The organism is Exiguobacterium profundum (assembly GCF_042652865.1).
GTDB lineage: Bacteria > Bacillota > Bacilli > Exiguobacteriales > Exiguobacteriaceae > Exiguobacterium > Exiguobacterium profundum.
Window position 1 is genome coordinate 625,971 of record NZ_JBHSHG010000001.1, and the last position, 23,633, is coordinate 649,603.

Consider the following 23,633-nt stretch of genomic DNA (forward strand, 5'->3'; position numbering starts at 1 on the left):
GATTCTTCACCATAGAAATGATAATCCCGGATCAATACATGGAACATCTGATTATTGTAAATTGCACACGCTTTTCATTTTTGGAACCCATTTTTTAGCTATTGGAACCATTTCTCTTATTTATTTTAAAGTTTGTTTTGAATGCTCCAATTATTTTTTTTATGAATATTAATAAAAAATATAAGAGAGCTAAATTAAACAGCAACCCAAATAGTTCAAAACTGTAATCTCCTTGTCCTAGGTTACCTAACCAACGAGCTGGAAATCCATAGTATATGTAGGGTCCCTCTTCTCTAATCCCAATCTGAGGAATGAAAGAAAGTATCATTACAATAATAAAACTAAGAGAAAATACCTTAAAGTTGAATGTGGAACCACCTTTTGACATTTGGGAATCGCATCCTTTTTATGATTTTTTTGTATTTTAATCATCTGATTTCTATTTTCTATGTTATACTAACATTGTACTAAAATAATTGGAAAAAACAAGGGGAGTTTATAGTGATGAAGAACAAACTTGCTTTTTGTACACTGTCCACTGCGCTATTTTTTAGCTTATTTAATCAATCTGTATCCGCCAGCGGAGATATTGATGATTTGAGCAACAAAATTTCAAGTGAGAGTAGTCATGTAGAAATTGTTAAGGCAGAAGAAGTACCTGAAGGAGTATCTAGCATTAACTTTGATTCATATGAGGATTTTGAAAATGCTGTACGTGCTTGGGAAGTTGATCAATTAAATCGAGAAAAAGAAGAAGATTCATTATTTAGCTTAGGGATTGTACCTTCTGCATCACCTTCATTTTATGCTAAAGCAGCAGCCTCTAAAAGTGGCACTGATCGTATCAAGTGGAGCTCTGCTGAAGAATTGCGTTGGGTGTACTCATTGTGGTTACCACAAACCATGTATATTGATTTCGAGTATACTTATACTGGTTCAGGGTCAACAAAAAAATTCAGTAAAATAACTTCTGTAAAGTCGAATAGTAATGGTTTCCCATCAAGTTGGCATCAAACAACGTCTGCTAAAAACATTTCTGCGAATAAAAGAAGCGTATCCATTAAAATTCAAGGATATCATTTACTAGGAGTAAACATTAGCGGACAAAGCGTAGGAGCAAAATTCAGCGATTCCTATAATAAAAAATATAGCTTCTAAAATAAATAGTATACAGTTCACTATTTCTATCGATACTCTTAGTATCCCTCAAAATGTTGAATAATGTTTCTGACTACCTGAAAATGGATTGTGAGACATAATTCAAAGTGAGGGATTTTTTTGATGGCTCTTAAACAGCTTAAAATTTCCATATTATGTTCAAATTAAATATAGTGAATTTTAAGGAGAAGTAATGTTATATGAGAAACTCATCGAAGTATTTCATTTTTGTTTTGGGCGCCGTTTTTTTTATTTTAGATGAAATATTACGAGACTCTATCTCGTGCGGTATGTAGCTTGGTGAAATTAAATTGAACCGAATACGGTTGATTTTGATGGTTAACTACTCTGTTTCTTCATTATGTGGAAGTATGCTATCCTCCCGAAAATAGGGAGAATTTTTCTTTGTCACAAATCCGCCACATGTAAACGATTACGATGTGAACACTCTGTCAATTCCTTCTAGAGGTGATTGCCAACAGAGACTGTACAGTTTATATTGTTAATGATTTCACATATTCGAACTGATACTTTCCTATTTAATTATTCAGAAAGAAGGGTTTGTGACATGGCATCAATGGAAATCCATGCACTCGAATCATTACGGAAAAAAGCACAGGCTTCCTCGCAAATGATTCATTATCGTCCAATGGAATACTTTTTACGGGCGATGTTAGCCGGGATCTTTATCGGCTTTGCTTCAATCTTCACGTTGAAAGTCGTCAACGGTATGTATTTAGCGGAATCTCCGTTCACGACACTCATTGGGGGCTTCTCGTTCGGGATCGCGCTCGTCATGATCATCTATGGGGGAGCGGAATTGTTCACGGGGAATACGATGTATTTCACAACGTCGACACTTCGTGGCTATACAACGCTCAGTGATACGATGCTCGTCTGGTTGCTCTGCTTCGTCGGGAACGCACTCGGGGGAATCCTATTTGCGTTACTACTTGCACCGACTGGCGTCATCCAAGAACTCGGGATGAACAACTGGTTGTTCTCCGTTGTTGAGGGGAAAATGCACCATACGACGGTCGAAATTTTCTTCCGCGCCATCTTCTGTAACTGGATGGTCTGTCTCGCTATTTTCTTACCAAAACAAATGAAAAATGAGTTCGCTCAAATCTTCTCGATGATCTTCCTTGTCGCGGTCTTCTTCGCTTCAGGATTCGACCACGTCATCGCCAACTTCGTATTGTTCGCCTTGACGCTCGTCGTCCCACACCCGGAGACGATCAGCATGGCAGGTGCAATCCACAACTTGATTCCTGCAACGTTCGGTAACATTATCGGTGGAGCGCTCTTCATGGGAGCCATCTATACGTGGCTCAACTCGAAGGGTCTTCGTGAAGCACAAGAATTAGAGGAAGAAGTCGAATTAAAAGTTGTAAAAGCTGTTAAATAAATGATGTTTGTCACATATAACGTAGAGCCTTGTCTTACCGAAGACGAGGCTCTTTTTTATCGTATGATCACACATAAACTGTCACAATATCGACTCGTGACCATTGAGAAAAACACATGCCATAATCTATATATAGGATTTTTAAAACGATTAATATTGTTTTGAATCCATATATAGTGAGGTGATGGGTTTTGAAATTACTGCAGTTGTATGAGGACGTCTGCATCTTACCAGATCAAGACTTAGTACAAGAGAATGCGAACGTGGACGGTAAATCCCCGCTCGGGAAACTAGCACGACTCTCTTCGGAAGTGTCGAAAGAACTATCGCAGACGTATTTGATGTCGGAGCGACCAAAACAGGCCGTCACTGATAACTATTTATATGTGCACGACGCCGACTATTACATCACAGGCTCGACGACATGTTGTCAAATTCCACTCGGTCAATTATTAAAAGATGGATTCCATACGGGGCATGGAACAATCAGGTCACCAAAGGACATTCGCTCCGCCATGGCACTCGCATCGATCATCCTTCAAGCGAATCAAAATATGCAACACGGAGGGCAGGCGTTCCCGATGTTTGACGTCGACTTGGCACCGTATGTCGAGAAGACATATGAGCGTCAACTGAGCCGACTCCAATCCTTACCCGTTGACTGGGAAGAAACGCAATTGGAGACACTCGCTGAAGAAGAGACGATTTCGGCGACGTATCAGGCGTGTGAGGCGTTCATACACAATGCGAACTCGATGCACTCACGAGGTGGCGGGCAAGTGCCTTTCGTTTCGATCAATTATGGAACGGACACATCAAAGTGGGGACGTATCCTCATTCGAGAGCTACTTCGTGCCACGGAACGTGGGTTAGGGAACGGGGAGACTCCGATTTTTCCGATTCAAATCTTTAAAGTGAAGGAAGGAATCAACTTTCGGGAGGACGATCCGAACGTCGATCTTTTCCGTGAAGCGTGTCGGGTCACAGGAAAACGGCTATTTCCGAATTTTTCCTTCATCGATGCCCCGTTCAATGCCGCTTACTATGATGGGACGCATGCATCTGAAGTGGCATATATGGGTTGCCGCACTCGGGTCATGGGAAACCGACACGGAGAAGAGACGTCGATCGGTCGTGGCAATCTTTCCTTTTCCACACTCAACTTGGTGAAGATGGCACTTGTCTCGGAGTCGATCTCGGATTTTTACAGCATTCTCAACCGATATGTCGACATCGGGATCGAACAGTTAGTCGAGCGTTTCGAATATCAATGTACGCGTCGCGCTGAAGAATTTCGTTTCCTCTACACACAAGGTGTCTGGCGTGGAAGTGAGCAGTTACATATTCATGATGAAGTCCGAGACGTATTGAAACAAGGAACGCTTTCACTCGGTTTCATCGGACTCGCTGAAACGTTGAAGGTGTTGACGGGAGGTACACATGCTGAGTCTCGTGAAGCGGAGCGACTCGGTCTTGACATCGTCACGCATTTGGCCAATCGCATGCGTGCGGCAGCCGAAACGTACGACTTGAACTTTTCGTTGCTCGCGACACCGGCAGAAGGATTGTCAGGTAAATTTGTGACGCGAGACCAGGAAACGTTTGGGATGATTGAAGGTGTCACTAATCGTGCCTTTTATACAAATTCATTCCACGTGCCGGTCTATCAGTCTGTATCAATTCGTGAGAAAATCCGAATCGAGGCACCGTATCACGCATTGTGTGACGCGGGACATATTTCATATGTCGAAGTCGATGGGTCACTTGCCCACAATGCGGAAGCGGTGGAATCGATTGTCCGCTTGATGCGACAGCATGATATCGGCTACGGTTCCATCAATCATCCGGTCGATCGTTGCGGAAATTGCGGGCTTGAAGGACTGATTGACGATGCCTGTCCGACGTGTGGCGAGGATTCAAACATTGAACGAATCCGCCGCATCACCGGTTATTTGGTCGGGACGATGGACCGTTGGAATACGGCGAAGCGAGAAGAAGAGCGGGCGAGGGTGAAACACGATGCGCATTCTATCCGTCGTTGAAGAATCCGTCGTTGACGGACCGGGGATTCGGACGGTCATCTTTACTGCTGGCTGTCCGCATCACTGTAAAGGGTGTCACAATCCTTCCTCGTGGAATCCAACCGGGGGTGAGGATGTCGAAGTAGAGGAACTTGTTCAGCGCGTCAAGCTCAGTGGTTGGGACGGGGTGACCATTTCTGGAGGCGAACCGTTTCTTCAATCGTCAGCGTTAGCAAAACTCGTCACGGCATGTAAGTCGCTCGGTAAAAATGTGTGGGTGTATACGGGTTATACGATCGAACAGTTGGAAGCGATGCATGACGAAGCGATTCAAACCGTGTTGGACTACGCCGATGTGCTCGTCGACGGTCGTTACGAGCAGTCGCTACGAGATATGGGACTTCGTTTTCGAGGATCGAGTAATCAACGGATCATCTTTTTGAATAAAGTATAATCGAGGCAGAGATGTCTCGATTTTTTGTATAATGATGAAAAAGGGGGAGTTTTAATGAAATGGTGTAGTTTTGAGATGCAGGAAGAGCAACGAGTGGGGATTGTCAAAGGCGATTTCGTTTTTGATGTCAGCAATCAAGTACATACGACAAATTTATTAGAAGTGATCGCGCGTGAGTTCGAACCAGATATCGATTTGGACGTGGCGCCCTCATACCGAATGACGGATGTGAAATTACTCGCCCCGTACCGTCCATTGAAAAACGTGATTTGTATCGGCAAGAACTACGAAGAACACGTGAAAGAGATGGATACAGCAGGAGCAGGGAAACTCGTCATCTTCACGAAAGCACCGACCTCGGTCGTCGGTCCGGAAGCGGTCATTGAGCGTCATCCTGAATTGACGGACAAACTTGACTATGAAGGTGAGCTCGCCGTCATCATCGGCAAGTCTGGACGAGACATCGAAGCGGTCGAGGAGCACATTTTCGGTTACACCATTCTAAACGATGTGACGGCTCGAGACGTGCAAAAAGAACATGTCCAATTCTTCCGTGGCAAGTCGTTCGATACGTTTTGTCCGATGGGACCGTTCGTCGTCACACCGGACGAGCTCCAGTTCCCTCTCCAAATCAAAACAAGTGTCAATGGGGAGACGCGTCAAGATGGGACGACAGCCGATATGATTCGTCCGATTGATGAACTCATTCGTACACTGTCGAAAGGCATGACGCTCGAAGCGGGCGACGTCATCGCGACGGGTACACCAGCCGGAGTTGGGCACGGGATGACGCCACCGACGTATCTACAAACGGGAGACACGGTCGAAGTGACGATTGAAGGTCTCGGTACGTTAAGAAATGTGATTGTCTGAATGAAATGACGTAAAATGTGAAGAATCTTGTAATTCATTTATCATTTTATAAATGAGTGTTCCTCTTCGTTATAGTAAGGGTAGAAGATAACACAGAGGAGATGAATCATTATGGATCGTCACGATCAATCAAATGAACACGATCAATTACATGAATCAGAGCAACAAAAAGATTGGTTAGATACAGAACTCGGTTCATCCAACCGAGAAGAGACAAAAGTACGAACACAATCAAAACCGTCATTCGTCAGCCGTATGTTCCCGGGACTTGTCGGTGGAGTCATCGGAGCGTTGTTGACGGGCGCAATCGCATATCCGTTCATCGACCAACCCGCGACGAGTGTGAGTGACACGAACGTGACCTCGCAAGGGACTCCGGTCCAAACGTCATCGAACGTATCCGATTCTTCGGTCACAAATGCCGTCGCGACCGCTCAACCGGCCGTCGTGACTGTAAACAACTTCGCCCAAAGCGGATTCTCGAGTGAGGCGGTCGAGGCTGGAGTCGGATCAGGTGTCATCTATAAAAAAGAAGGTGACTCGGCATTTATCGCGACGAACCATCACGTTGTCAACGGAGCGGACAAGCTGACGGTAACCTTTAATGACGGAACGACTGCGGAAGCGACACTCATGGGAAGTGACGCGACGTATGACTTGGCCGTCTTGAAAGTGGACGCTGATAAGGTACCGGCCGTCATCTCAATCGGCAAATCGAGCGAGTTGAAACCGGGTCAAACGGTCATCGCCATCGGGAATCCGCTTGGACAATTCGAGAACTCCGTGACACGCGGTGTCGTCTCATCGACGTCACGCCTCGTACCCGTCGATACGGATGAGAACGGACAGGCCGACTTCAATGCCGAGGTCATTCAAACGGATGCGGCCATCAACCCAGGTAACTCAGGTGGTGCGTTAATCAACGAAGAAGGACAACTCGTCGGGATCAACTCGATGAAAATTGCGACAGCAGAAGTCGAGGGAGTCGGATTCTCAATCCCAGTCGACATCGCCCTTCCGCTCATCAATCAAATCGAACAGACGGGAGAAGTGAATCATCCGTCACTCGGCGTCTCACTTCGTGACGTATCAGAGTTCCCTCAAGGTTACTTGACGGAACAAATCAACTTGCCTGAATCGGTGACGGCGGGAACAATCATCGTGGAAGTGCAACAAAATAGTTCAGCTGCGAAAGCGGGTCTTAAGGCACGTGACGTCATCGTGAAAATCAATGACAAAGACGTCAGCTCGTTCATCGACCTCCGTAGTGAATTGATTCGCGATACGGACGGAACGGTCGACATCGAATATATCCGGGACGGAAAAACGGAGACGGTTCAAGTCGAGATTCAAAATGCGAACGGTTCTGCATTGTAAAAGGTGGGCAATATGCCCGCCTTTTTTGCTATGCTTATACAAAAGGAGGATGAGTTATGGTACGAAATTTATATGGGGTGTTACTATTCGGGGCAGGAATTTTACATTTTGTAAGAGAGAAGGCGTTCATGTCGATTATTCCGAAATCTTGGCCGTTCCGCCGACTGATGGTGCAACTAAGCGGAGTCGTTGAAGTCGTGTTCGGGGCGATGCTCTTACTCAACAAGGGAACATCGTTCGTGAAACGGACGCTACCGGCATTCTTTATCGCCGTCTTCCCGGCAAATATCAACATGGCCGTCAAGCCATCTAGAATCGGTGGGAAGGTCATTCCGAAATGGATTACATGGGGACGACTCCCGCTTCAATGGGTTTTGATCAAAGGTGTCAAAAAAATATAAAGGTGTGGAGATACATATGACAAGCGTACTCAAGTGGTTTGAGCATTTCCATGCTCATCCAGAAATCAGTTGGAAAGAAGTCGAGACGACTCGAACAATCGCATCCATCTTATCAGACTGGTCGATTCCCCATCGAACGTTTGAGGACGTGACCGGAGTAATCGCGGAGATTGGATCGGGAGAAGAAGTGATTGCGGTCCGCGCCGATATCGACGCGTTATGGCAACAAGTGGACGGTACGTTTCGAGCGAACCATTCATGTGGGCACGACGCGAACATCAGCATGGTACTCGGTGCGCTCGAACAGTTGAAAGACGAAACGTTACAAAAGCGAATCCGTTTCATCTTCCAACCTGCCGAAGAGCAAGGGAATGGTTCGCTCGCCATGATCGAACGAGGGGCGTTAGAGGACGTGACGCAACTATTCGGAATCCATTTACGTCCACAAGAAGAGTTGAAAAGGGGACAATATGCGGCGGCGATTCAACATGGTGCTGCCTTCTTCTTAAAGGGAGAGGTCATTGGGGATGATGCGCATGGTGCGAGACCACATCAAGGACAAAACGCACTCGATGTCATCTTCACGATTCAACACATGCTTAAAAGCATTTACTTGTCACCGTTTGAGCCGCACTCTGTCAAGTTGACGAAGGTACACGCCGGGAGTGACAACATGAACATCATTCCAGGAAATGCGACGTTCTCGATTGACGTCCGTGCCCAACAAAATGAAGAATTGCTCGAACTGCGCAATCGTGTCGAAGACATGCTACTTCATGTCGGGCAGCTTCATCGTGTGAAACTGGAATGGGAGTGGCAAGACTTCACACCGGGAGCGGTCGTTGGGGAACAGTCAAGTCAGATTGCGAAGCAGGCGATTGAGCAACGCTTCGGTCAGTCGGCTCTCGTCGAGAGAATTGTCACGTCAGGTAGCGATGATTTTCATTTCTATACCGTCGAGAAACCGTCACTTGATGCGACGATGATTGGAATCGGCGCTGATTTAGGTCCAGGCCTTCATCATCCGCATATGACGTTTGACCATGACGCGTTAGAAGATGGGGCACGCCTACTTGCGGATGCGCTCCGAATTGCAGCAACATAATTCAGAATGAGTGGGATAGACAGATGTCTGTCCACTCATTTTTTTATTGCATCCATCCCTTGTAAGCGCTATCATAACGTTATTAGCGACAATATAACGACAATTCTGAATTTTCGCTATAGGGGAGGAAGTTAGATGGAAACAACGGGGAACAAGCAAAACATGAAGCTAGGGTGGGCGCTATTACCACTTGGTGTGATGATTGTCGTCATGCTCATCTCAATCGTCAAGCTCGGTCAAGGACCACACATCCCGCTCATCGTCGGAACGGCAGTCGCTTCAATCGTCGCCTGGCGACACGGGTTCAAGTGGAAAGAGATTGAAGAGATGATGTATAAGGGGATTCGTCTCGCCTTACCGGCAGTCGTCATCATCATTTTGGTCGGGTTGACGATTGGGGCATGGATCGGTGGAGGGATTGTTGCCACGATGATCTATTTCGGGCTGAAGATCATTTCACCGGCATACTTTTTGTTAACGATTTGTCTCATCTGTGCGGTCGTCGCCCTTTCGATCGGGAGCTCATGGTCGACGATGGGGACGATTGGAGTAGCGGGGATGGGCATCGGGCTGAGTATGGGGATACCAGCGCCGATGGTAGCGGGGGCTGTCATCTCTGGTGCATATTTTGGGGACAAGATGTCACCATTGTCAGACACGACAAACTTGGCGGCCGGCTTGACTCATACTAATTTATTCGTACATATCCGGCACATGTTATATACGACGATTCCAGGACTTATCATCGCGCTAGGGGTATACGCTTGGCTAGGTAGACGGTTCGCAGATTCGACGACGGACTCTTCAGAGATCACACAGACGCTTAACATTCTTGAAGATAGTTTTGTCATCTCACCATGGTTACTCATCGTCCCACTCGCCGTCATTTTGCTCGTTGCAAAGAAGGTGCCAGCGATTCCGGCGCTCGTCGTCGGGATTGCACTGGGCTTCTTGGCTCAAGTGTTCATTCAAGGTGGAACGCTCGCTGACAGCGTAGGCGCTCTTCAGAGTGGTTATGTCATCGAGACGGGAAATGAACTGGTCGATAACCTCTTCAGTAGAGGTGGTCTTGATGCGATGATGTACACGGTCTCGATGACCATCGTCGCGATGACGTTCGGGGGGATTTTAGAATATTCGGGAATGCTACAATCTATTATGAACCAAATTTTGAAATTGGCGAAAACGGCAGGTTCGTTGATTGCTTCAACGATTTTAGCTGGGATTGCAACGAATGCGACGTGTTCGGAGCAGTACATCTCAATCGTCGTCCCGTCGAGAATGTTTGCTGGAGCGTATGAAAAAATGGGATTACAGTCAAAAAACTTATCTCGTGCCCTCGAGGACGGTGGAACATTGACATCGGTGTTCATCCCGTGGAATACGTGTGGGGTATTCATTCTCGGCACACTTGGGGTCGGAGCTTTCGAATATGCACCGTACGCCGTCTTGAACTTCATCGTACCAGTCATCTCGATTGTATATGCCTTTACGGGATATACGATTGAGCGCATGGCAGTCATCCAACAGGAAGAACCTGTCGCGGAACAAGCGGCTCAATAAAACGATTCCCGGTCGTCAATCGACCGGGAATTGAAATTTATAGACGGTACGCGGACGACCTTGGCTGTAGCTCATCTCTTCGCCAATCCGATGAACAAGTTTTGCATCAACCAATTTTTTGATGAGTCGCTCTGTCGTACGACGTGTCACGTTTAAATGGTCGGTCAACTCTTTCGCTGTAAACTCGAGATTGTCCGTTGAAAAGTGAATGAGCTTTTCGATATTAATCGGACTCATACCCGTCTGCTTCATCATGTCATAGACACGCGTTTGCGTGACACGGAAATGAATCGGTGCCGGTTGATCGGTGAACGTCATTCGTTTTGAATCGTCGACGATTCGTATAGTGGAATTACTTGTCGTATGAAGTGCAAGTTCGGCATGCTCAATGGCACGTTGATAATCGGACCCATACCCGATACCTACATGACCAGGAGTTTCCTCTGGCAAGATGAAACCGTTTGACATGGCGGATTCAATCTTTCCTTTACTCGATAATAGGATGATGCCGTCTTGAGTGGACTCCATCAATTTACCACCGAAATAATGATGTTTTGTCGTATGGTTGAGCGTATCTTCACTTGCATCCGAGTAGAAGAGCACAGCGAGTTGTGACTGGTCCGATTTGTTCAAACGAATCTGTTGAATAAAATCATGGAAGTGGTGGAGAATTCTCTCTTCTGGCTCTATCATGAGCTGACTAGCAAAACCATTTTCCACTAAGTGTCGATGGACTCGTTCGACACTTGTCAAGGCGAATCGAGTCGTCCCAGTTCGTTGAAGTTGCTCATGAAACGAAATCAACTCTTCGAAATTCATATACGGACTGAGTTCTTTCACTTGCGGTGGCGACATGTGGCTTGGAAACGATGCTAAAATCGAATCAAGTCGTGACGCATCAACGAGATCGATAGAGAGATGTTCGAGTCGGAGCTGTTGTGTCAATGTCACATATAAGAGTGACGTCAATAACACGACATCATCTTGAACGACGTGATGGGCAAATGGAAGGGTCGCTTCCTCCGTCGCGTACGTATAAGGGAATGAACCGGAAAAGAACACTCCGTCGAAAAATAGGAGATGCTTAGCGATGTCTTTCGCTTCTCGCGGGTCATCATAAGGAAATCCCTCGATTCGAACATCGGGTAAGGAAGAACCGTTCTGTACCTGTTGTATAAACGATGGTGAGCCGACAACGGCGATATGGATGGACATGTAAAATCCCCCTTGCAATTTAGCGACTATATAACGACAATATAGAGGAAAGGACAGTTGAAGTAAAGGAGTGATGAACATGAATATTCAAAAAATAGAAATTTTCTCGGTTCGCTTTCCATTAAAGGTACCATTCATCGTCAGTTATCACCGTTATGATGATATGCCTTCTGTCATCGTCAAAATGACAACCGCATGTGGACTTGTCGGTTATGGAGAAGCCGTGGCAGATGAGCATGTGACGGGTGAGTCCGCTGAGAGCACGGTCAGTGTACTCCGTCATCTATTGGCTCCGCTCTTAATCGGAAAAAATCCGATGCACCTAGAGCATATTCATGACGAGATGGACCGTGCGATTCGTGGTGTTCCGGCTGCCAAAGCAGCACTTGATATCGCGTGTCATGATGTGATCGGGAAAAAGCTGAATCAACCAATCTACGAATGGATTGGCGGTCGGTACCATGAATCATTCCCTGTCACTCACGTCTTGAGTATCGGAGAGCCGAGCCATATGGCACAAGAGGCACTCGAACAAATGAAACGAGGCTATAGAGCAGTGAAGATGAAGGTCGGAGTCGATGTGCAAACGGACGTGGCGCGTGTCAAGGCGGTACGGGAAGCGGTAGGAAATGACGTGCCGATTCGAGTCGACGTTAACCAGGGATGGATCAACGCGGCCAATACGGTTCAAGCCATGCGTCTACTCGAACCGTATGGAATCGACTGGGTCGAACAACCGGTCAAGGCGGATGATTTTGAAGGCATGCTCGAAGTGAAACAAAAAATTTCAGTCCCGCTCATGATGGATGAAGGGTTGAAAGATATTCACGATATGAGACGCTTGACGATGATGCAGGCAGCCCATAAAGCGAACATCAAGCTGATGAAGTGCGGTGGCATCTATCCAGCGAAGAAGTTGGTCCATATGGCGGAGATGTCCGGAATCGAATGCCAGATTGGTTCTATGGTCGAATCCTCCATTGCATCGAGTGCAGGATTCCATGTCGCTTTCTCGAGTAAAATCGTGAAGACGGTCGAGTTGACGGGTCCGCTCCGGTTCGGGAAAGATGTAGGCAACTTATCATATGATTTACCAATCATCTCGCTGAACTATCGTCCGGGACTCGGTATTGACGTCGATGAGGACGTGTTACGTGAATTGACGACGGAATCTTACGTGGTTGGAGATGAGTCGCATGTGGCAAGGTGAGATCAAAGACCTTTCACTTCATGTATGCGTCCTAGGCTTGTCGGATTTACCGGAACTGTTAGCCGTTCAAGATACGGTCATTCAGGCGTTGGCTGAACCGGAGCACTATCAATCGTTATCGGTTGAAGAGTTCACGAAACTGTTGACGGATCAGACGTTGATTGGGGCAAAAGCAGATGGTCGGATTATCGCGTTCCGAGCGATGCTCATCCCACCGATTGATGCGGAGCATCTAGGACGAGATATCGGATGGCCGGAGGATTCGCTTGAACGTGTCCTTTATCAGGAAGTGACGAATGTCCACCCAGACTTCCGTGGATATGGACTACAGACACATTTAGGCAAACTGTTGATGGCACAAGTGGAATCGGATGATCGATTCGATGTCGTCTGTGCTACCGTCGCACCGTTCAATATTCCAAGCATGAAAGACAAGTTTTCTCTCGGACTCCGAATCGGGGCGTTGAAAGAAAAGTACGGCGGGAAACTCCGCTATATTTTTTACAAAGAGATGCATCGTTCGTGGCATCCCACATCAGTTGCGCAAGATGTACCGATGGAAAATCGTGGGCGACAAGTTGAGTTGCTTCAAGCTGGTTGGGTCGGGACGGGCATGATGAAACAAGGGGAACAGTGGATTGTTCGATATGAGAAGTAAAAAATCCTCGTCAAGCTGACGAGGATTTTGTTTAATCGAGAACGAAGAGTACATCATTCGCGAATTTCTCATACGTACGGTCACTCGGGTGGAACTGATCGGTCGCTAAATCTCTTGATAAGTCAGAGATGTAGGCGAACGGGTCGATCACATCGATATTCTGCGTATTCGCCAATTGCTTCGCGGATGCGTTCCAATCAAGGATGAGCTGATTGAATGCTTGTCCATTCTCATCATTTTGAAACGGATTGTATAGACCGATATACACGATGGTTGCTGAATCGTTGAGTGAGCGAATTTCAGTGAAAATCGTTTCTAAATTCGTCTTCGCATCCGTGACCACTTGTTGAATATCGACGGATTCGAAGTTATCGACGTTTTCCCCACGGTTGAACAAATCGTTTCCACCGATGGTCAACGTGATATATCGTGCGTTCTCAATCGTTCGACGCACTTCAGGTTGCTCGAGTTGTGTGAGCAAATCTTCTGTTCGTGCCCCAGACACGGCAAGGTTTTGCGTACGTACGCCTTCTTCTTCAAGAGCAGTGCTGACAGGCTGTACATATCCTGCGCCTGATGTTGACCCGACACCGCGTGTCAACGAATCGCCTAATGCGACGTAGACGTCTCCTTGTGGTTCAGGGCGTTCGTCTTCGGAGACGGAAAGTGTTCGCTCCGGCGGATTGACGATATCCTGATAGCCAATCCATAGACCATATAAGGCGATTCCCGTTAAAAGAACGGCGCCACTTAAAAATGCATACCATTTCGACTGTTTCATGGGCTGACCTCGCTTTCTATATGAACATCATATCAAAAATGTGTGGATGTGCCCTATGTGAATGTTCGAATAGGACAGATTCACTTTTGTCCGATAGAATAAAGAAAGAGGTGAGACAATGGAACCGACGTTAAAGCTACATCAACTAACAAAAGTGATTGGAAAAAAGACGATTATCGATAACATTTCGTTAGACGTCTACCCGGGTGAGGTCTTCGGATTTTTAGGACCGAACGGCGCCGGGAAGACGACGACGATTCGAATGATTGTTGGCTTGATCAAACCGACGAAAGGAAATGTATCGATTTGTGGGTATCGTGTCGACAAACAATTTGTCCAAGCGATGAATCAAATCGGCGCAATCGTCGAGAATCCAGAGCTGTATAAGTTTTTATCCGGACGCGAGAACTTAGAAGCGTTCGCACGCATGTTACCTGGAGTCGATGATAAGCGAATCCAAGAAGTCATTGACCTCGTCGATTTGACCGCTCGAATCGATGATAAAGTGAAGACGTACTCTCTCGGGATGCGACAGCGACTCGGGATTGCCCAGGCGCTATTAAACAATCCACGGGTGCTGATCTTGGATGAGCCGACGAACGGGCTCGATCCGATGGGGATTCGAGATTTACGACTTTTCATTCGTCGACTCGTAGAAGAAACGGGACTGAGTGTTCTCGTATCGAGTCATATCCTGGCCGAGATTGAACTACTAGCGGACCGAGTCGCCATCATGTCGCGAGGCAAGATTGTCAAGGTGGGGACGGTCCATGCTTTGATTGAAGAACTCGCGTCAACGGTCGACTTACATGTGACGAATAGCTTCGAAGTATTGCCGATCGTTCAAGGGTACGAAGGAATCGACCAAGCGGACGTGGTGGACGAACGGACGATTCGTATTTCCATGAACGTGGAAGAGACGGCGAAGTTGAATCGCTATTTGATGGAAAGAGATGTCGAGGTGTTTGGACTCGAGCGCCGTGTCCAAACGTTAGAGGACCTCTTCATCACGTTGACAGGTGGTGATCACATTGCCTAATCCATCGATGCTCGGTCTTATTCGTAATGAAGTGCTCAAGATTCATCGGAAGCGCAGATTGATGGTCGTCTCCATCATCCTGATCGTGCTTGTTTCGATGTTCACGTATGCGAACTATCGTCAAATCGAGAAACAACGCGAAGAACAAGGAACGATTGATTGGCGTGTCGATCTCCAGCAAGAGATCATCGATACACAAAACCGACTCGCCTCCGCGAACGTTCAAGACGAGTTTCGGCAGATTCTTGAGTTCCAAGTCCAACAGAATCAGTATTATCTTGATAATGATATCAATCCGAATTATCCGGGAGCTCCGACGTTTATGCGCGTCTTCTTCTCCCAAGGAACTACGCTTGTCCTACCGCTGTTCATTATCGTATTGATGGCAGATATCGTGAGCGGAGAACATAACGATGGAACGATCAAGACGTTGTTATCGCGACCGGTCCGGCGATATAAGATCTTGCTCGCCAAATGGCTGACGACGCTCCTCTATACATCGATCTTAATATTTGTGACCGCCGTCGTCAGTTACGCCATATCCGGCATCGTTCTCGGCTGGGACGGATGGAATGCTCCGATTTTGACCGGTTTCCAAGCTTCGCCGACCGGAACATTCTCGACCGACTTTGTGCATACGTTGCCGATGTGGGAGTACTTGCTTATGTCGATGGGTCTATCATGGCTCGTCGTGGCTGCGGTCGGGACAATTTCTCTCATGATTTCCGTTTTGGTTAAAAATACGGCGACCGGAATCGGAATCATGATGGCTGTCCTCATCTCGGGGCCATTATTGACATCGCTTGGTTCAAACTGGGATAGCTCGAAATACCTGGTGAACGTCAACTTCGGTCTTCATACCTATTTGGAAGGACAGGCTCCCCCGATTGATGGGATGACGTTACCGTTTTCGTTACTCGTCATTCTCATTTGGTCGATTGCCGCCTTGGCGTATGCGTTTTACCACTTTACCCAAAAAGATGTGTATTAATTATTCGTGCTCCTTTCCTAAGGAGCACGAATTTTTTTTTGGATAAAATTAGGTCGTAAATAGAATGAATGGTTCTAAATACTCAATATTATGAATTATCAAAATAATTAAAAAGATGGATACAGCCTTTGTGGGAAAGTGTGTAAAGTAAGAATCATCACAAAGGAGGTAAACACATGAAAAAAGTTGTTTCTACATCATTAATCGCAGGCGTATTGCTCGTACCACAATTGGTCGGTGCGGCAGAATTGAAGTCAGGCACTCTGACGAAACCATCAGAAAGTGCACCGACAACGATTGTAAAAGAATACGTCAAATCAAAAGGTGAGTTCAAGACGATCGAGTCGAAATCAGACAAAGTCGGGAAAGTGGTTAAGCTCCAACAGACAGTTGATGGCGTGCCAGTATTCGGTGGTGTGGTAGTCGGTGTCGTAGATGAAGCGGGTCAATTGAAGACAGTCGTGGATGATGCGAAATCGGTCAAGAACCTACATAAGTCGATCAAGTTAACTGAAAAGAAAGCCATCGCGAGTTACAAAAAGCTTGTCGGTCATAAAGGGGCCTACGAGCTCGAACCGGAAGCAGAATTGATTGTCTATCCAAAAGGTGACAAGTCGGTCTATGCATATCAAGTGACCGGAACGATCCTTGAAGCGGAAGAGCCATCACGTTGGACATACTTCATCGATGCGGGGACGGGTGAGGTACTCAATAAATTCGACCAGTTAGCTCACGCGAGACCGACGAACGGTGTGACAGGTACGACCTATACAGGAACGGGAATCGATGTACTCGGCTACAGCCAAACGTTCAAGACAACGAAGAGCGGTTCTTACTATTATCTTCAAGACTCTACGCGTGGAAAGGGAATCTATACGTACGATGCGAAAAACCGTACGACACTCCCAGGTTCGCTATGGGCTGACGTGGATAACGTCTTGAACACGACTTACGACCGTGCCGCTGTTTCTGCACACGTCAACGCGACAAAGACATATGATTTCTACAAAAACACTTACGGACGGAACAGCTATGACAACGCCGGAGCTGCATTAAACTCTACGGTTCACTATAGCCGCAGCTACAACAATGCGTTCTGGGATGGAAGTAAGATGGTATACGGAGACGGAGACGGTCAAACGTTCACGTATCTTTCAGGTGCACTTGACGTAGTCGCTCACGAATTGACTCACGCGGTCACGGAGTACACGGCAGGACTGATCTATCAAAACGAGTCTGGGGCGATCAACGAAGCAGTATCGGATATCCTAGGTACAGTGGCGGAATATAGCGTCGGCACTAACTTCGACTGGTTGGTAGGGGAAGACATCTACACACCAGGTGTAGCGGGCGACGGACTTCGTTCGATGGCGAACCCGGCTGCATACGGTGACCCAGATCACTACTCGAAACGTTACACAGGCACACAAGATAATGGTGGGGTTCACATCAACTCAGGTATCGTCAACAAAGCGGCATACCTCTTAGGTAATGGTGGATCACACTACGGCGTATCGGTACAAGGTGTAGGAGTCATGGCGATGGGGGATATCTACTACCGTGCCCTCAATGTTTACTTGACACCAACATCTAACTTCTCAAGCCTTCGTCAAGCGGTCGTGCAATCTGCGAAAGACCTTTACGGTGCGACAAGTCCGCAAGCCGTATCAGCTGCGAAATCATTTGACGCTGTCGGAATCTACTAAGTTCTCAACATCTCTTCCGAAATTTTCGGAAGGGATTTTCTTATGCAGTTTTTGGGTAAATCAAGGTTGAACGTCGAGCGAAAAGGAGAACGAGTATGAACACGAAGGATTTTATTGTGTCACCGAACAGCAAGATTCAATTAGATGATTATCCGACGACTGTTTCAGACAAACCAGAGGATGAGACGTTGACGACTGAACTCATTCCGAACAGTGTCGAGCGATTGAAAGAACTACATTGGCGATTGTATGCCGAGAGCAAGAAAGGGATTATCGTCGTCTTGCAGGCGCTTGATGCGGGTGGGAAAGACGAAGCGATCAGCTATATCTTTTCAAATTTGAACGCCCAAGGACTGAAGACGAATGCGTTTCAAAAACCTTCCGATACGGAGAAAAAGCACGACTATCTGTGGCGAATGCATGATTTGTTACCTGAAAGAGGACAGGTCGGAATTTTAAACCGATCCCATTATGAAGAGGTCATTGCGCCTCGTGTCCATGATTTGTTGGGGGATGAAGTACTTCCGGAAGAAATGGACCAGGAAGAGGTCTGGCAGATGCGCTATCGTCAAATCAACGATTATGAACGCTATTTACATGAAAACGGATTCGAAGTCATCAAGTTCTTTTTCAATGTATCTAAGGATAAACAACGAGATCGCTTGCTTGAACGGTTAAAGGACCCGAAAAAGAATTGGGAATTCTCCTTCAGTGACGTCGAAGAGCGACAGCATTGGGAAGAATATCAAGAAATCTTTGCCGAGATGTTGTCGCACACATCAACAGAAGTTTCACCGTGGTATGTGTTGCCGGCAGATGATGAGTGGTACAGTCGTTTTGTCATTTCGTCAGTCATGATTGATGTGCTTGAACGGATTGATCCACAGTATCCGACTTTCACGGATGAGGAACAAGAGCGAATCGACGAGGCCATCCAAACCCTTGAGAACGAGTAAGGCGTGGCGTTCTCGTGAACACTTAAAAATCCCCTTGCACTGAAAGCGAATTCAAGCTAAAGTGATACAGTAGATTAAAGGTCAGACATCTGTACAAAGGGGTAATGAGTGTGGGTAATGTAAGTTTACTATTCGGTGGCGTCGCACTGTTTTTAAATAGTCTCGTTCTTCTCGGGAAAGTGGATAGCAAGAGCGCAGGATTTTTTAGTTTGTTTACGGGACTCTTACAAACGTTTATCTCCACATGGTTATTGATTGGGGCGAGTCCAGAAGAGCAATTCGGTTTTGCGAGCATCTATCTATTTGCGTTCACTTATCTATATGTAGGGGTGACGTTTATTTTGAATTTAGACGGACGTGGCGTTGGCTGGTTCTCGCTATTCGTTTCGATTGCAGCCGCTTTTTATGGAGCAATGGCGATTGCAGAAAGTGATCCGATGGGGGCATTGACGTGGTTCTTCTGGTCATTCCTTTGGGCGCTGTTCTTTTTTGGAATGGGACTCGGGAAACCGAACGAGACCATCACAGCACGTGTCGCCCTCGTATTATCATGGTTGACGCTGATTGTCCCGGCGATGGTTGGGATGGCTGGACTGATGAACGGATGGTATGACATGGTTTGGTGGGCGGCGAGCGGTACGACAATCCTGTATTTCATCGTCTCTGTCAAACGTACGAAACAGACGATAGAAATTGCTTCATGAAGAATTAAAAAACGAATCGAGGACATCGGACGCGATCAAGTCGTGTCCGATGTCCTTTTTTATTGAACGCTGAAAGGTCGATATATGCAATACTTAGAAAAATGGAAATGAATGATACGGTACGAATGTCGTTAATTCTCAAAAAGTGGGGTTGAGTTGATGATTGCACTTGAAGCGTTGAAAAGTAGGCTTGTAAATAATCGAATCGAAATTCAAAATGAAGAGGGACATGTGGACACGTTACACTTTTCATTCAGTGAGCCCGCGACGGAAGTCGAAATCAAGCGATTGAAGCAAATGATGCCAAATGACGTTATCCATTTTTTAAAGAGCCATAATGGTGTTGAACTATTTGTCCATCCGACATATGGTGGAGGGATTCGACTCTTTAGTGTGGATGAAATCATCGAATATCGTGAAATATGGGAGTGCCCTGAACAATTCATCCCCGTCGGTGTCGGGAGAGATGGGGAATGGATTGTTTGCGAGGTCTTAAGCGAAAATGAGAACTACATTTGGATTGGAGAATTTTTGACGTACACAAATGACACCGAAAAACTTCCGATGGATTATAGACGCTGGTTCGACTATTTGATTGTCGCCCAAGGTGCTCATTTTTGGGATTGGTTCAGAGGTTAAAAGATGATGACTAAATATTTGATTTGAATGATGACTTTGAAATGCGCACTCTTTATTGAGTGTGCTTTTTTACAGTTATTTTGTGTCTAAAATGTGAAAAGTGGGAATGAGGAAGCTAAAGGAGGCGAAAGCAGATGAGTGATGGTCTCGTGTTATTACTCGGATTACTTTTATGTGGTTGGATGCTGTTTGCCGTCGTATTTGATGATAGAATAAAAAGAAGAATTTGATGGCCCGTCTCGTGAAGAGACGGGTTTTTAATTGAGGAGTGAGATGTATGAAAAAAACACCTGTCGTCGTCATCGTCGGGCCGACCGCTGTTGGCAAAACGAAGACGGGCATCGAACTAGCAAAAGCGTTCGACGGCGAGATCGTCTCGGGTGATTCGGTTCAAGTGTACCGGGGCATGGACATCGGTTCAGCAAAAGTGACGAAAGAAGAGGCCGAAGGGATCCCGCATCATTTGATTGATATTTGTGACCCTGATGATGCTATGAGTGTCGCGATGTTCCAACAATTGGCGCGTGCCGCCATCGATGATATTTATGCCCGTGGCAAGTTACCGATTATCGTCGGTGGGACGGGGCTATACATTCGCTCGATCTTATATGATTATGAATTTGTGGAGCAACCTGTCGATGAAGCACTGCGGGCTGAACTCGAACGGTTTGCAGAAGTCGAAGGGCGTGAAGCGCTACATCAACGATTGGTCCAACTTGACCCAGAGCGTGCGGCTACGATTCATCCAAATAACGTGCGTCGCGTCGTACGGGCGCTCGAGGTGGCGATGCAAGGTGATACACAGACAACAGACAGTACGCCATCTGAACATTATGATTATCGATTGTTCGTCCTCCACGCAGATCGTGAGATATTATACGACCGAATCAATCAACGCGTCGATACGATGATGGAAGCAGGACTTGTCGAAGAAGTCAAACGACTTTTGGCACAAGGATATCGTGATACGCAGGCGATGCGGGCCATCGGATATAAGGAAATGATTCCCTTTATCGATGGAAAGATGTCGAAAGAGAAAGCGACCGACTTGCTTAAACAGCACACAAGACAGTTCGCGAAACGGCAATTAACTTGGTTCCGTCATCAATTTGATGGAATTTGGGTGGATATGGGTCGAAAATCATTTGAACTATCATATAAAAATATTTATGATGATGTAGAGGGGTTTTTTCGAAAATTCCGATTATTTTAAAGAGATAAAGACTAGGGGGAATCCAGCATGAAAGCGAGCTACAACATTCAAGACCATTTTTTGAATCAACTTCGAAAAGAAATGGTACCAACGACCGTATTTTTAGTAAGCGGGTTTCAAATTCGAGGTGTCATCAAGTCATTTGATAACTTTACTGTCATCGTCGAGTCGGAAGGTCGTCAACAATTGATCTATAAGCATGCGATTTCGACATTCTCTCCGGCACGTAATGTAACACTATATGAGCCGGATGCAGTTGAAGTAACAGAAGGATGAGCATAAGAAAAGGAGCGGCCCGGGGACCGCTCCTTTTCTTATGCCGTTTTTGTCGTTCCGGGTTGTTTGATTGCCTCAAGAACACGCTGGATAGCGCATCCACCGAGGAGCGAATCCATTTGACCACAAATCTGAGTCGGCGTTGAACGGTGTAACAATGCGTATGTTCGCTTCCAAGCACGCTCTGCTGATTGGATTCGGACGAGAAGATCGGCGTGGCTCAGTTCTTTTAGTTTATCAATATTGAGTCGGTTAGTTCGAGCGAAAGCAGACAGGATAACCGCCTTCGCTAACGGCGTCTGAAGAGGATAACCAGAAAGCTCAAGCGCCGCCATAGCCCCTTTCATCTCATGCTCGACGATTTTGTCGAGTGATGCATCTTTGGCATATGGATTACCGGAAAGATGCGTGAGTGACTGTTCTAAGTCCTGCATCCCTACCGGACAAGTTGACCCTTGCAGAATATGTTCAATGGATTGTTGCTCTTGTGCATAACGTGTCGCTTCCCCCGAGGCGATGAAACGTTCATACGTATCGATTAATGAAATCATTATCGTTTCCCCCTTTATCGAACTACCTTTATCGTATCAATAATCGTAAGCGCTTTCAATATAATGATGGCAAAATCGACACCCTACTAGAAAGTATGTTCGCCTAATAGACGGAAACACGATACAATGTCATAAGATGCGAGGAGGGAATAATTATGAACTATTATCAACAAATTGATCCGGTCATCGGTTCATCGATGAACCATGATCGATTTCAAATACCACAAATAGACAAATCAAAGGACCGTTTAGACCAGTTAGCCGATGGGGCCCCTGTCCAAACAAAAGCGCTCGTCAGTACAGTCGAGGTTAGAGAAGGGAAGAATGGTGCGAAATGGCTTCAACTAAGTGTCACGACGGCGAACGGAATGATGCGTGCCAAACATTGGCTCCGTGGAAATGAAAGTGAACTGCTTCCAATCTACGAGTCGGGTGTCATCGAATTATCCGGGAAAATCGATGTCTATCCAAAACCGGATGGCGCCAAATCGATTACGATTGACCGCGTCCATCCTATCTCAAAAGATGAGGCAATCTCGTTATTACCAGGCTTGCCAGGGGATGAGACGATGGAGCAGTTTGCGGATGAATTGTTCAGTTTGATTGATACGTTGTCACCGACCTATCAACAGATCGCCTACGGCCTCCTTGATTTCGTTTGGGATGATTTCGTACTATCGCCAGCGGCACTCTACCACCATCATAACTATGCGGGAGGTCTATTGAAGCATACCGTGTGTATGCTTCGTCTCGGCTATCGGATTCAAGAGCAAGATGACTATTTGGCGATGGTGTTTCGTGTAATCAAAGAAGCGGAGCAGTTGCACAAAGTCGACCTTTGGAATACGATGAACGGTGTTAAAATCGAACAGGCATATAAAGGAACGTTTGAATCGCTGTATGCCGCCTGTGAAGCGATGGCCGAGCGGAAAGAACCGTTGAATTGGGATGAACTCGCACTTGGAATCCTCTTCCACGACATCGGAAAAATATATGAATACAGTCATCTGTTATCTAGTCCGAATCGTTTTGAGAAGTTATCTCCTGTTGAGGGCACAAGTGAAACGACCGGCATCTCCATCAACCCGATGGGCACACTAATCGGGCATATGCCATACGGTGGGCTATTGTTTGAAGAAACGTTACGCCAGACGTCGACGCGACTGCCATTGGATGTCCACCATCGAATCTGGCACATGATTTTATCACATCATGGGAAACGTGAGTGGGGATCGAGTGTCCTCCCGATGACGACGGAGGCTTGGATGCTTCACTTGATTGATTTATTGGATGCGCGTTATGAGAAATGGGCTCGCGCGCACGAAGATTTGTAA

23 protein-coding genes are annotated in these 23,633 nt (G+C 46.4%); 20 read left to right on the top strand and 3 right to left on the bottom strand.

Going from position 1 to position 23,633, the window contains the following annotated elements; genetic code table 11:
* The first annotated feature begins 504 nt into the window (after nucleotides 1-504).
* The 9 genes from ACFO4U_RS03245 (at nucleotide 505) to nhaC (ending at nucleotide 10,360) form a co-directional block, all read left to right on the top strand.
* A complete protein-coding gene (locus ACFO4U_RS03245) occupies nucleotides 505-1,158 on the top strand; it encodes a hypothetical protein (RefSeq protein WP_214690990.1) in 654 nt (217 codons plus the stop codon).
* A gap of 577 nt (nucleotides 1,159-1,735) precedes the next feature.
* Complete coding sequence (locus tag ACFO4U_RS03250) at nucleotides 1,736-2,566, top strand: formate/nitrite transporter family protein (RefSeq protein WP_370568602.1); 831 nt, start codon at nucleotides 1,736-1,738, stop codon at nucleotides 2,564-2,566.
* A 191-nt stretch (nucleotides 2,567-2,757) separates the two neighbouring features.
* Complete coding sequence (locus tag ACFO4U_RS03255; protein ID WP_215244009.1) at nucleotides 2,758-4,608, top strand: anaerobic ribonucleoside triphosphate reductase; 1,851 nt, start codon at nucleotides 2,758-2,760, stop codon at nucleotides 4,606-4,608.
* Nucleotides 4,586-5,041: an anaerobic ribonucleoside-triphosphate reductase activating protein gene (nrdG, locus tag ACFO4U_RS03260; RefSeq protein WP_215244008.1), complete on the top strand. Its 456-nt coding sequence runs from the start codon at nucleotides 4,586-4,588 to the stop codon at nucleotides 5,039-5,041. The genes ACFO4U_RS03255 and nrdG overlap by 23 nt, the downstream gene beginning before the upstream one ends.
* Before the next feature lie 54 nt (nucleotides 5,042-5,095).
* Entirely contained in the window at nucleotides 5,096-5,914 is an 819-nt protein-coding gene (locus ACFO4U_RS03265; RefSeq protein ID WP_214783139.1) for a fumarylacetoacetate hydrolase family protein, read from the top strand.
* A 111-nt stretch (nucleotides 5,915-6,025) separates the two neighbouring features.
* Nucleotides 6,026-7,291, top strand: coding sequence for a S1C family serine protease (locus ACFO4U_RS03270; RefSeq protein WP_215244007.1), 1,266 nt, complete (start codon nucleotides 6,026-6,028; stop codon nucleotides 7,289-7,291).
* Between the two features lie 56 nt (nucleotides 7,292-7,347).
* Nucleotides 7,348-7,692: a DoxX family protein gene (locus tag ACFO4U_RS03275; protein WP_078146805.1), complete on the top strand. Its 345-nt coding sequence runs from the start codon at nucleotides 7,348-7,350 to the stop codon at nucleotides 7,690-7,692.
* Between the two features lie 16 nt (nucleotides 7,693-7,708).
* Nucleotides 7,709-8,797: an amidohydrolase gene (locus ACFO4U_RS03280; RefSeq protein WP_215244006.1), complete on the top strand. Its 1,089-nt coding sequence runs from the start codon at nucleotides 7,709-7,711 to the stop codon at nucleotides 8,795-8,797.
* Nucleotides 8,798-8,959: 162 nt separating this feature from the next.
* Nucleotides 8,960-10,360, top strand: a complete 1,401-nt coding sequence (gene nhaC, locus ACFO4U_RS03285) for a Na+/H+ antiporter NhaC (RefSeq protein WP_371730215.1) — start codon at nucleotides 8,960-8,962, stop codon at nucleotides 10,358-10,360.
* Between the two features lie 15 nt (nucleotides 10,361-10,375).
* On the opposite strand, the gene ACFO4U_RS03290 is transcribed toward nhaC, so the two are convergent.
* Nucleotides 10,376-11,575, bottom strand: a complete 1,200-nt coding sequence (locus ACFO4U_RS03290; RefSeq protein ID WP_215244005.1) for a hypothetical protein — start codon at nucleotides 11,573-11,575, stop codon at nucleotides 10,376-10,378.
* Nucleotides 11,576-11,654: 79 nt separating this feature from the next.
* Here ACFO4U_RS03290 and ACFO4U_RS03295 point away from each other — a divergent pair, with 79 nt between their 5' ends.
* Both ACFO4U_RS03295 and ACFO4U_RS03300 read left to right on the top strand, forming a co-directional pair.
* Nucleotides 11,655-12,785 (top strand): mandelate racemase/muconate lactonizing enzyme family protein, encoded by a 1,131-nt coding sequence (locus ACFO4U_RS03295; RefSeq protein WP_215244004.1) that lies wholly within the window; start codon nucleotides 11,655-11,657, stop codon nucleotides 12,783-12,785.
* On the top strand, nucleotides 12,772-13,443 hold the full coding sequence (locus ACFO4U_RS03300) for a hypothetical protein (protein ID WP_215244003.1): 672 nt from the start codon (nucleotides 12,772-12,774) through the stop codon (nucleotides 13,441-13,443). Before ACFO4U_RS03295 ends, ACFO4U_RS03300 begins: the two co-directional genes overlap by 14 nt.
* 31 nt (nucleotides 13,444-13,474) lie before the next feature.
* Here ACFO4U_RS03300 and ACFO4U_RS03305 read toward each other — a convergent pair whose 3' ends face one another.
* Nucleotides 13,475-14,224 carry a GDSL-type esterase/lipase family protein gene (locus ACFO4U_RS03305; RefSeq protein WP_215244002.1) on the bottom strand — a complete coding sequence of 250 codons (750 nt, stop codon included), beginning with the start codon at nucleotides 14,222-14,224 and terminating at the stop codon, nucleotides 13,475-13,477.
* A gap of 118 nt (nucleotides 14,225-14,342) precedes the next feature.
* On the opposite strand from ACFO4U_RS03305, the gene ACFO4U_RS03310 reads away from it, so the two are divergent.
* From ACFO4U_RS03310 to hfq, 8 genes are all read left to right on the top strand, one after another.
* Nucleotides 14,343-15,263: an ABC transporter ATP-binding protein gene (locus tag ACFO4U_RS03310; protein ID WP_012726176.1), complete on the top strand. Its 921-nt coding sequence runs from the start codon at nucleotides 14,343-14,345 to the stop codon at nucleotides 15,261-15,263.
* Nucleotides 15,256-16,254, top strand: a complete 999-nt coding sequence (locus ACFO4U_RS03315) for an ABC transporter permease (protein WP_251131817.1) — start codon at nucleotides 15,256-15,258, stop codon at nucleotides 16,252-16,254. The genes ACFO4U_RS03310 and ACFO4U_RS03315 overlap by 8 nt, the downstream gene beginning before the upstream one ends.
* 176 nt (nucleotides 16,255-16,430) lie before the next feature.
* Entirely contained in the window at nucleotides 16,431-17,960 is a 1,530-nt protein-coding gene (locus tag ACFO4U_RS03320) for a M4 family metallopeptidase (protein WP_159562219.1), read from the top strand.
* A gap of 95 nt (nucleotides 17,961-18,055) precedes the next feature.
* Nucleotides 18,056-18,916, top strand: coding sequence for a PPK2 family polyphosphate kinase (locus tag ACFO4U_RS03325; protein WP_215244001.1), 861 nt, complete (start codon nucleotides 18,056-18,058; stop codon nucleotides 18,914-18,916).
* Between the two features lie 104 nt (nucleotides 18,917-19,020).
* A complete protein-coding gene (locus ACFO4U_RS03330) occupies nucleotides 19,021-19,620 on the top strand; it encodes an AmiS/UreI family transporter (protein WP_251131816.1) in 600 nt (199 codons plus the stop codon).
* Between the two features lie 159 nt (nucleotides 19,621-19,779).
* A complete protein-coding gene (locus ACFO4U_RS03335) occupies nucleotides 19,780-20,259 on the top strand; it encodes an SMI1/KNR4 family protein (protein ID WP_215243999.1) in 480 nt (159 codons plus the stop codon).
* A 277-nt stretch (nucleotides 20,260-20,536) separates the two neighbouring features.
* Nucleotides 20,537-21,472 carry a tRNA (adenosine(37)-N6)-dimethylallyltransferase MiaA gene (miaA, locus tag ACFO4U_RS03340; RefSeq protein WP_215243998.1) on the top strand — a complete coding sequence of 312 codons (936 nt, stop codon included), beginning with the start codon at nucleotides 20,537-20,539 and terminating at the stop codon, nucleotides 21,470-21,472.
* A gap of 27 nt (nucleotides 21,473-21,499) precedes the next feature.
* Nucleotides 21,500-21,748 (top strand): RNA chaperone Hfq, encoded by a 249-nt coding sequence (gene hfq, locus ACFO4U_RS03345; protein WP_012726185.1) that lies wholly within the window; start codon nucleotides 21,500-21,502, stop codon nucleotides 21,746-21,748.
* Nucleotides 21,749-21,786: 38 nt separating this feature from the next.
* On the opposite strand, the gene ACFO4U_RS03350 is transcribed toward hfq, so the two are convergent.
* The gene (locus ACFO4U_RS03350; RefSeq protein WP_214690977.1) at nucleotides 21,787-22,299 is read right to left on the bottom strand and encodes a hypothetical protein; all 513 of its coding nucleotides are present in this window, start codon (nucleotides 22,297-22,299) and stop codon (nucleotides 21,787-21,789) included.
* 155 nt (nucleotides 22,300-22,454) lie between these two features.
* On the opposite strand from ACFO4U_RS03350, the gene ACFO4U_RS03355 reads away from it, so the two are divergent.
* Nucleotides 22,455-23,633, top strand: a complete 1,179-nt coding sequence (locus ACFO4U_RS03355; protein ID WP_215243997.1) for an HD domain-containing protein — start codon at nucleotides 22,455-22,457, stop codon at nucleotides 23,631-23,633.

Coding starts and splice junctions, on each gene's coding strand:
- ACFO4U_RS03325 (WP_215244001.1), top strand. CDS start 18,056: ATGAACACGAAGGATTTTATTGTGTCACCGAACAGCAAGATTCAATTA.
- ACFO4U_RS03290 (WP_215244005.1), bottom strand. CDS start 11,575: ATGTCCATCCATATCGCCGTTGTCGGCTCACCATCGTTTATACAACAG.
- ACFO4U_RS03320 (WP_159562219.1), top strand. CDS start 16,431: ATGAAAAAAGTTGTTTCTACATCATTAATCGCAGGCGTATTGCTCGTA.
- ACFO4U_RS03270 (WP_215244007.1), top strand. CDS start 6,026: ATGGATCGTCACGATCAATCAAATGAACACGATCAATTACATGAATCA.
- ACFO4U_RS03245 (WP_214690990.1), top strand. CDS start 505: ATGAAGAACAAACTTGCTTTTTGTACACTGTCCACTGCGCTATTTTTT.
- miaA (WP_215243998.1), top strand. CDS start 20,537: ATGAAAAAAACACCTGTCGTCGTCATCGTCGGGCCGACCGCTGTTGGC.
- ACFO4U_RS03310 (WP_012726176.1), top strand. CDS start 14,343: ATGGAACCGACGTTAAAGCTACATCAACTAACAAAAGTGATTGGAAAA.
- ACFO4U_RS03350 (WP_214690977.1), bottom strand. CDS start 22,299: ATGATTTCATTAATCGATACGTATGAACGTTTCATCGCCTCGGGGGAA.
- ACFO4U_RS03280 (WP_215244006.1), top strand. CDS start 7,709: ATGACAAGCGTACTCAAGTGGTTTGAGCATTTCCATGCTCATCCAGAA.
- ACFO4U_RS03295 (WP_215244004.1), top strand. CDS start 11,655: ATGAATATTCAAAAAATAGAAATTTTCTCGGTTCGCTTTCCATTAAAG.
- nrdG (WP_215244008.1), top strand. CDS start 4,586: ATGCGCATTCTATCCGTCGTTGAAGAATCCGTCGTTGACGGACCGGGG.
- ACFO4U_RS03300 (WP_215244003.1), top strand. CDS start 12,772: ATGTGGCAAGGTGAGATCAAAGACCTTTCACTTCATGTATGCGTCCTA.
- ACFO4U_RS03335 (WP_215243999.1), top strand. CDS start 19,780: ATGATTGCACTTGAAGCGTTGAAAAGTAGGCTTGTAAATAATCGAATC.
- ACFO4U_RS03355 (WP_215243997.1), top strand. CDS start 22,455: ATGAACTATTATCAACAAATTGATCCGGTCATCGGTTCATCGATGAAC.
- ACFO4U_RS03305 (WP_215244002.1), bottom strand. CDS start 14,224: ATGAAACAGTCGAAATGGTATGCATTTTTAAGTGGCGCCGTTCTTTTA.
- nhaC (WP_371730215.1), top strand. CDS start 8,960: ATGAAGCTAGGGTGGGCGCTATTACCACTTGGTGTGATGATTGTCGTC.
- ACFO4U_RS03250 (WP_370568602.1), top strand. CDS start 1,736: ATGGAAATCCATGCACTCGAATCATTACGGAAAAAAGCACAGGCTTCC.
- hfq (WP_012726185.1), top strand. CDS start 21,500: ATGAAAGCGAGCTACAACATTCAAGACCATTTTTTGAATCAACTTCGA.
- ACFO4U_RS03330 (WP_251131816.1), top strand. CDS start 19,021: ATGAGTGTGGGTAATGTAAGTTTACTATTCGGTGGCGTCGCACTGTTT.
- ACFO4U_RS03275 (WP_078146805.1), top strand. CDS start 7,348: ATGGTACGAAATTTATATGGGGTGTTACTATTCGGGGCAGGAATTTTA.
- ACFO4U_RS03265 (WP_214783139.1), top strand. CDS start 5,096: ATGAAATGGTGTAGTTTTGAGATGCAGGAAGAGCAACGAGTGGGGATT.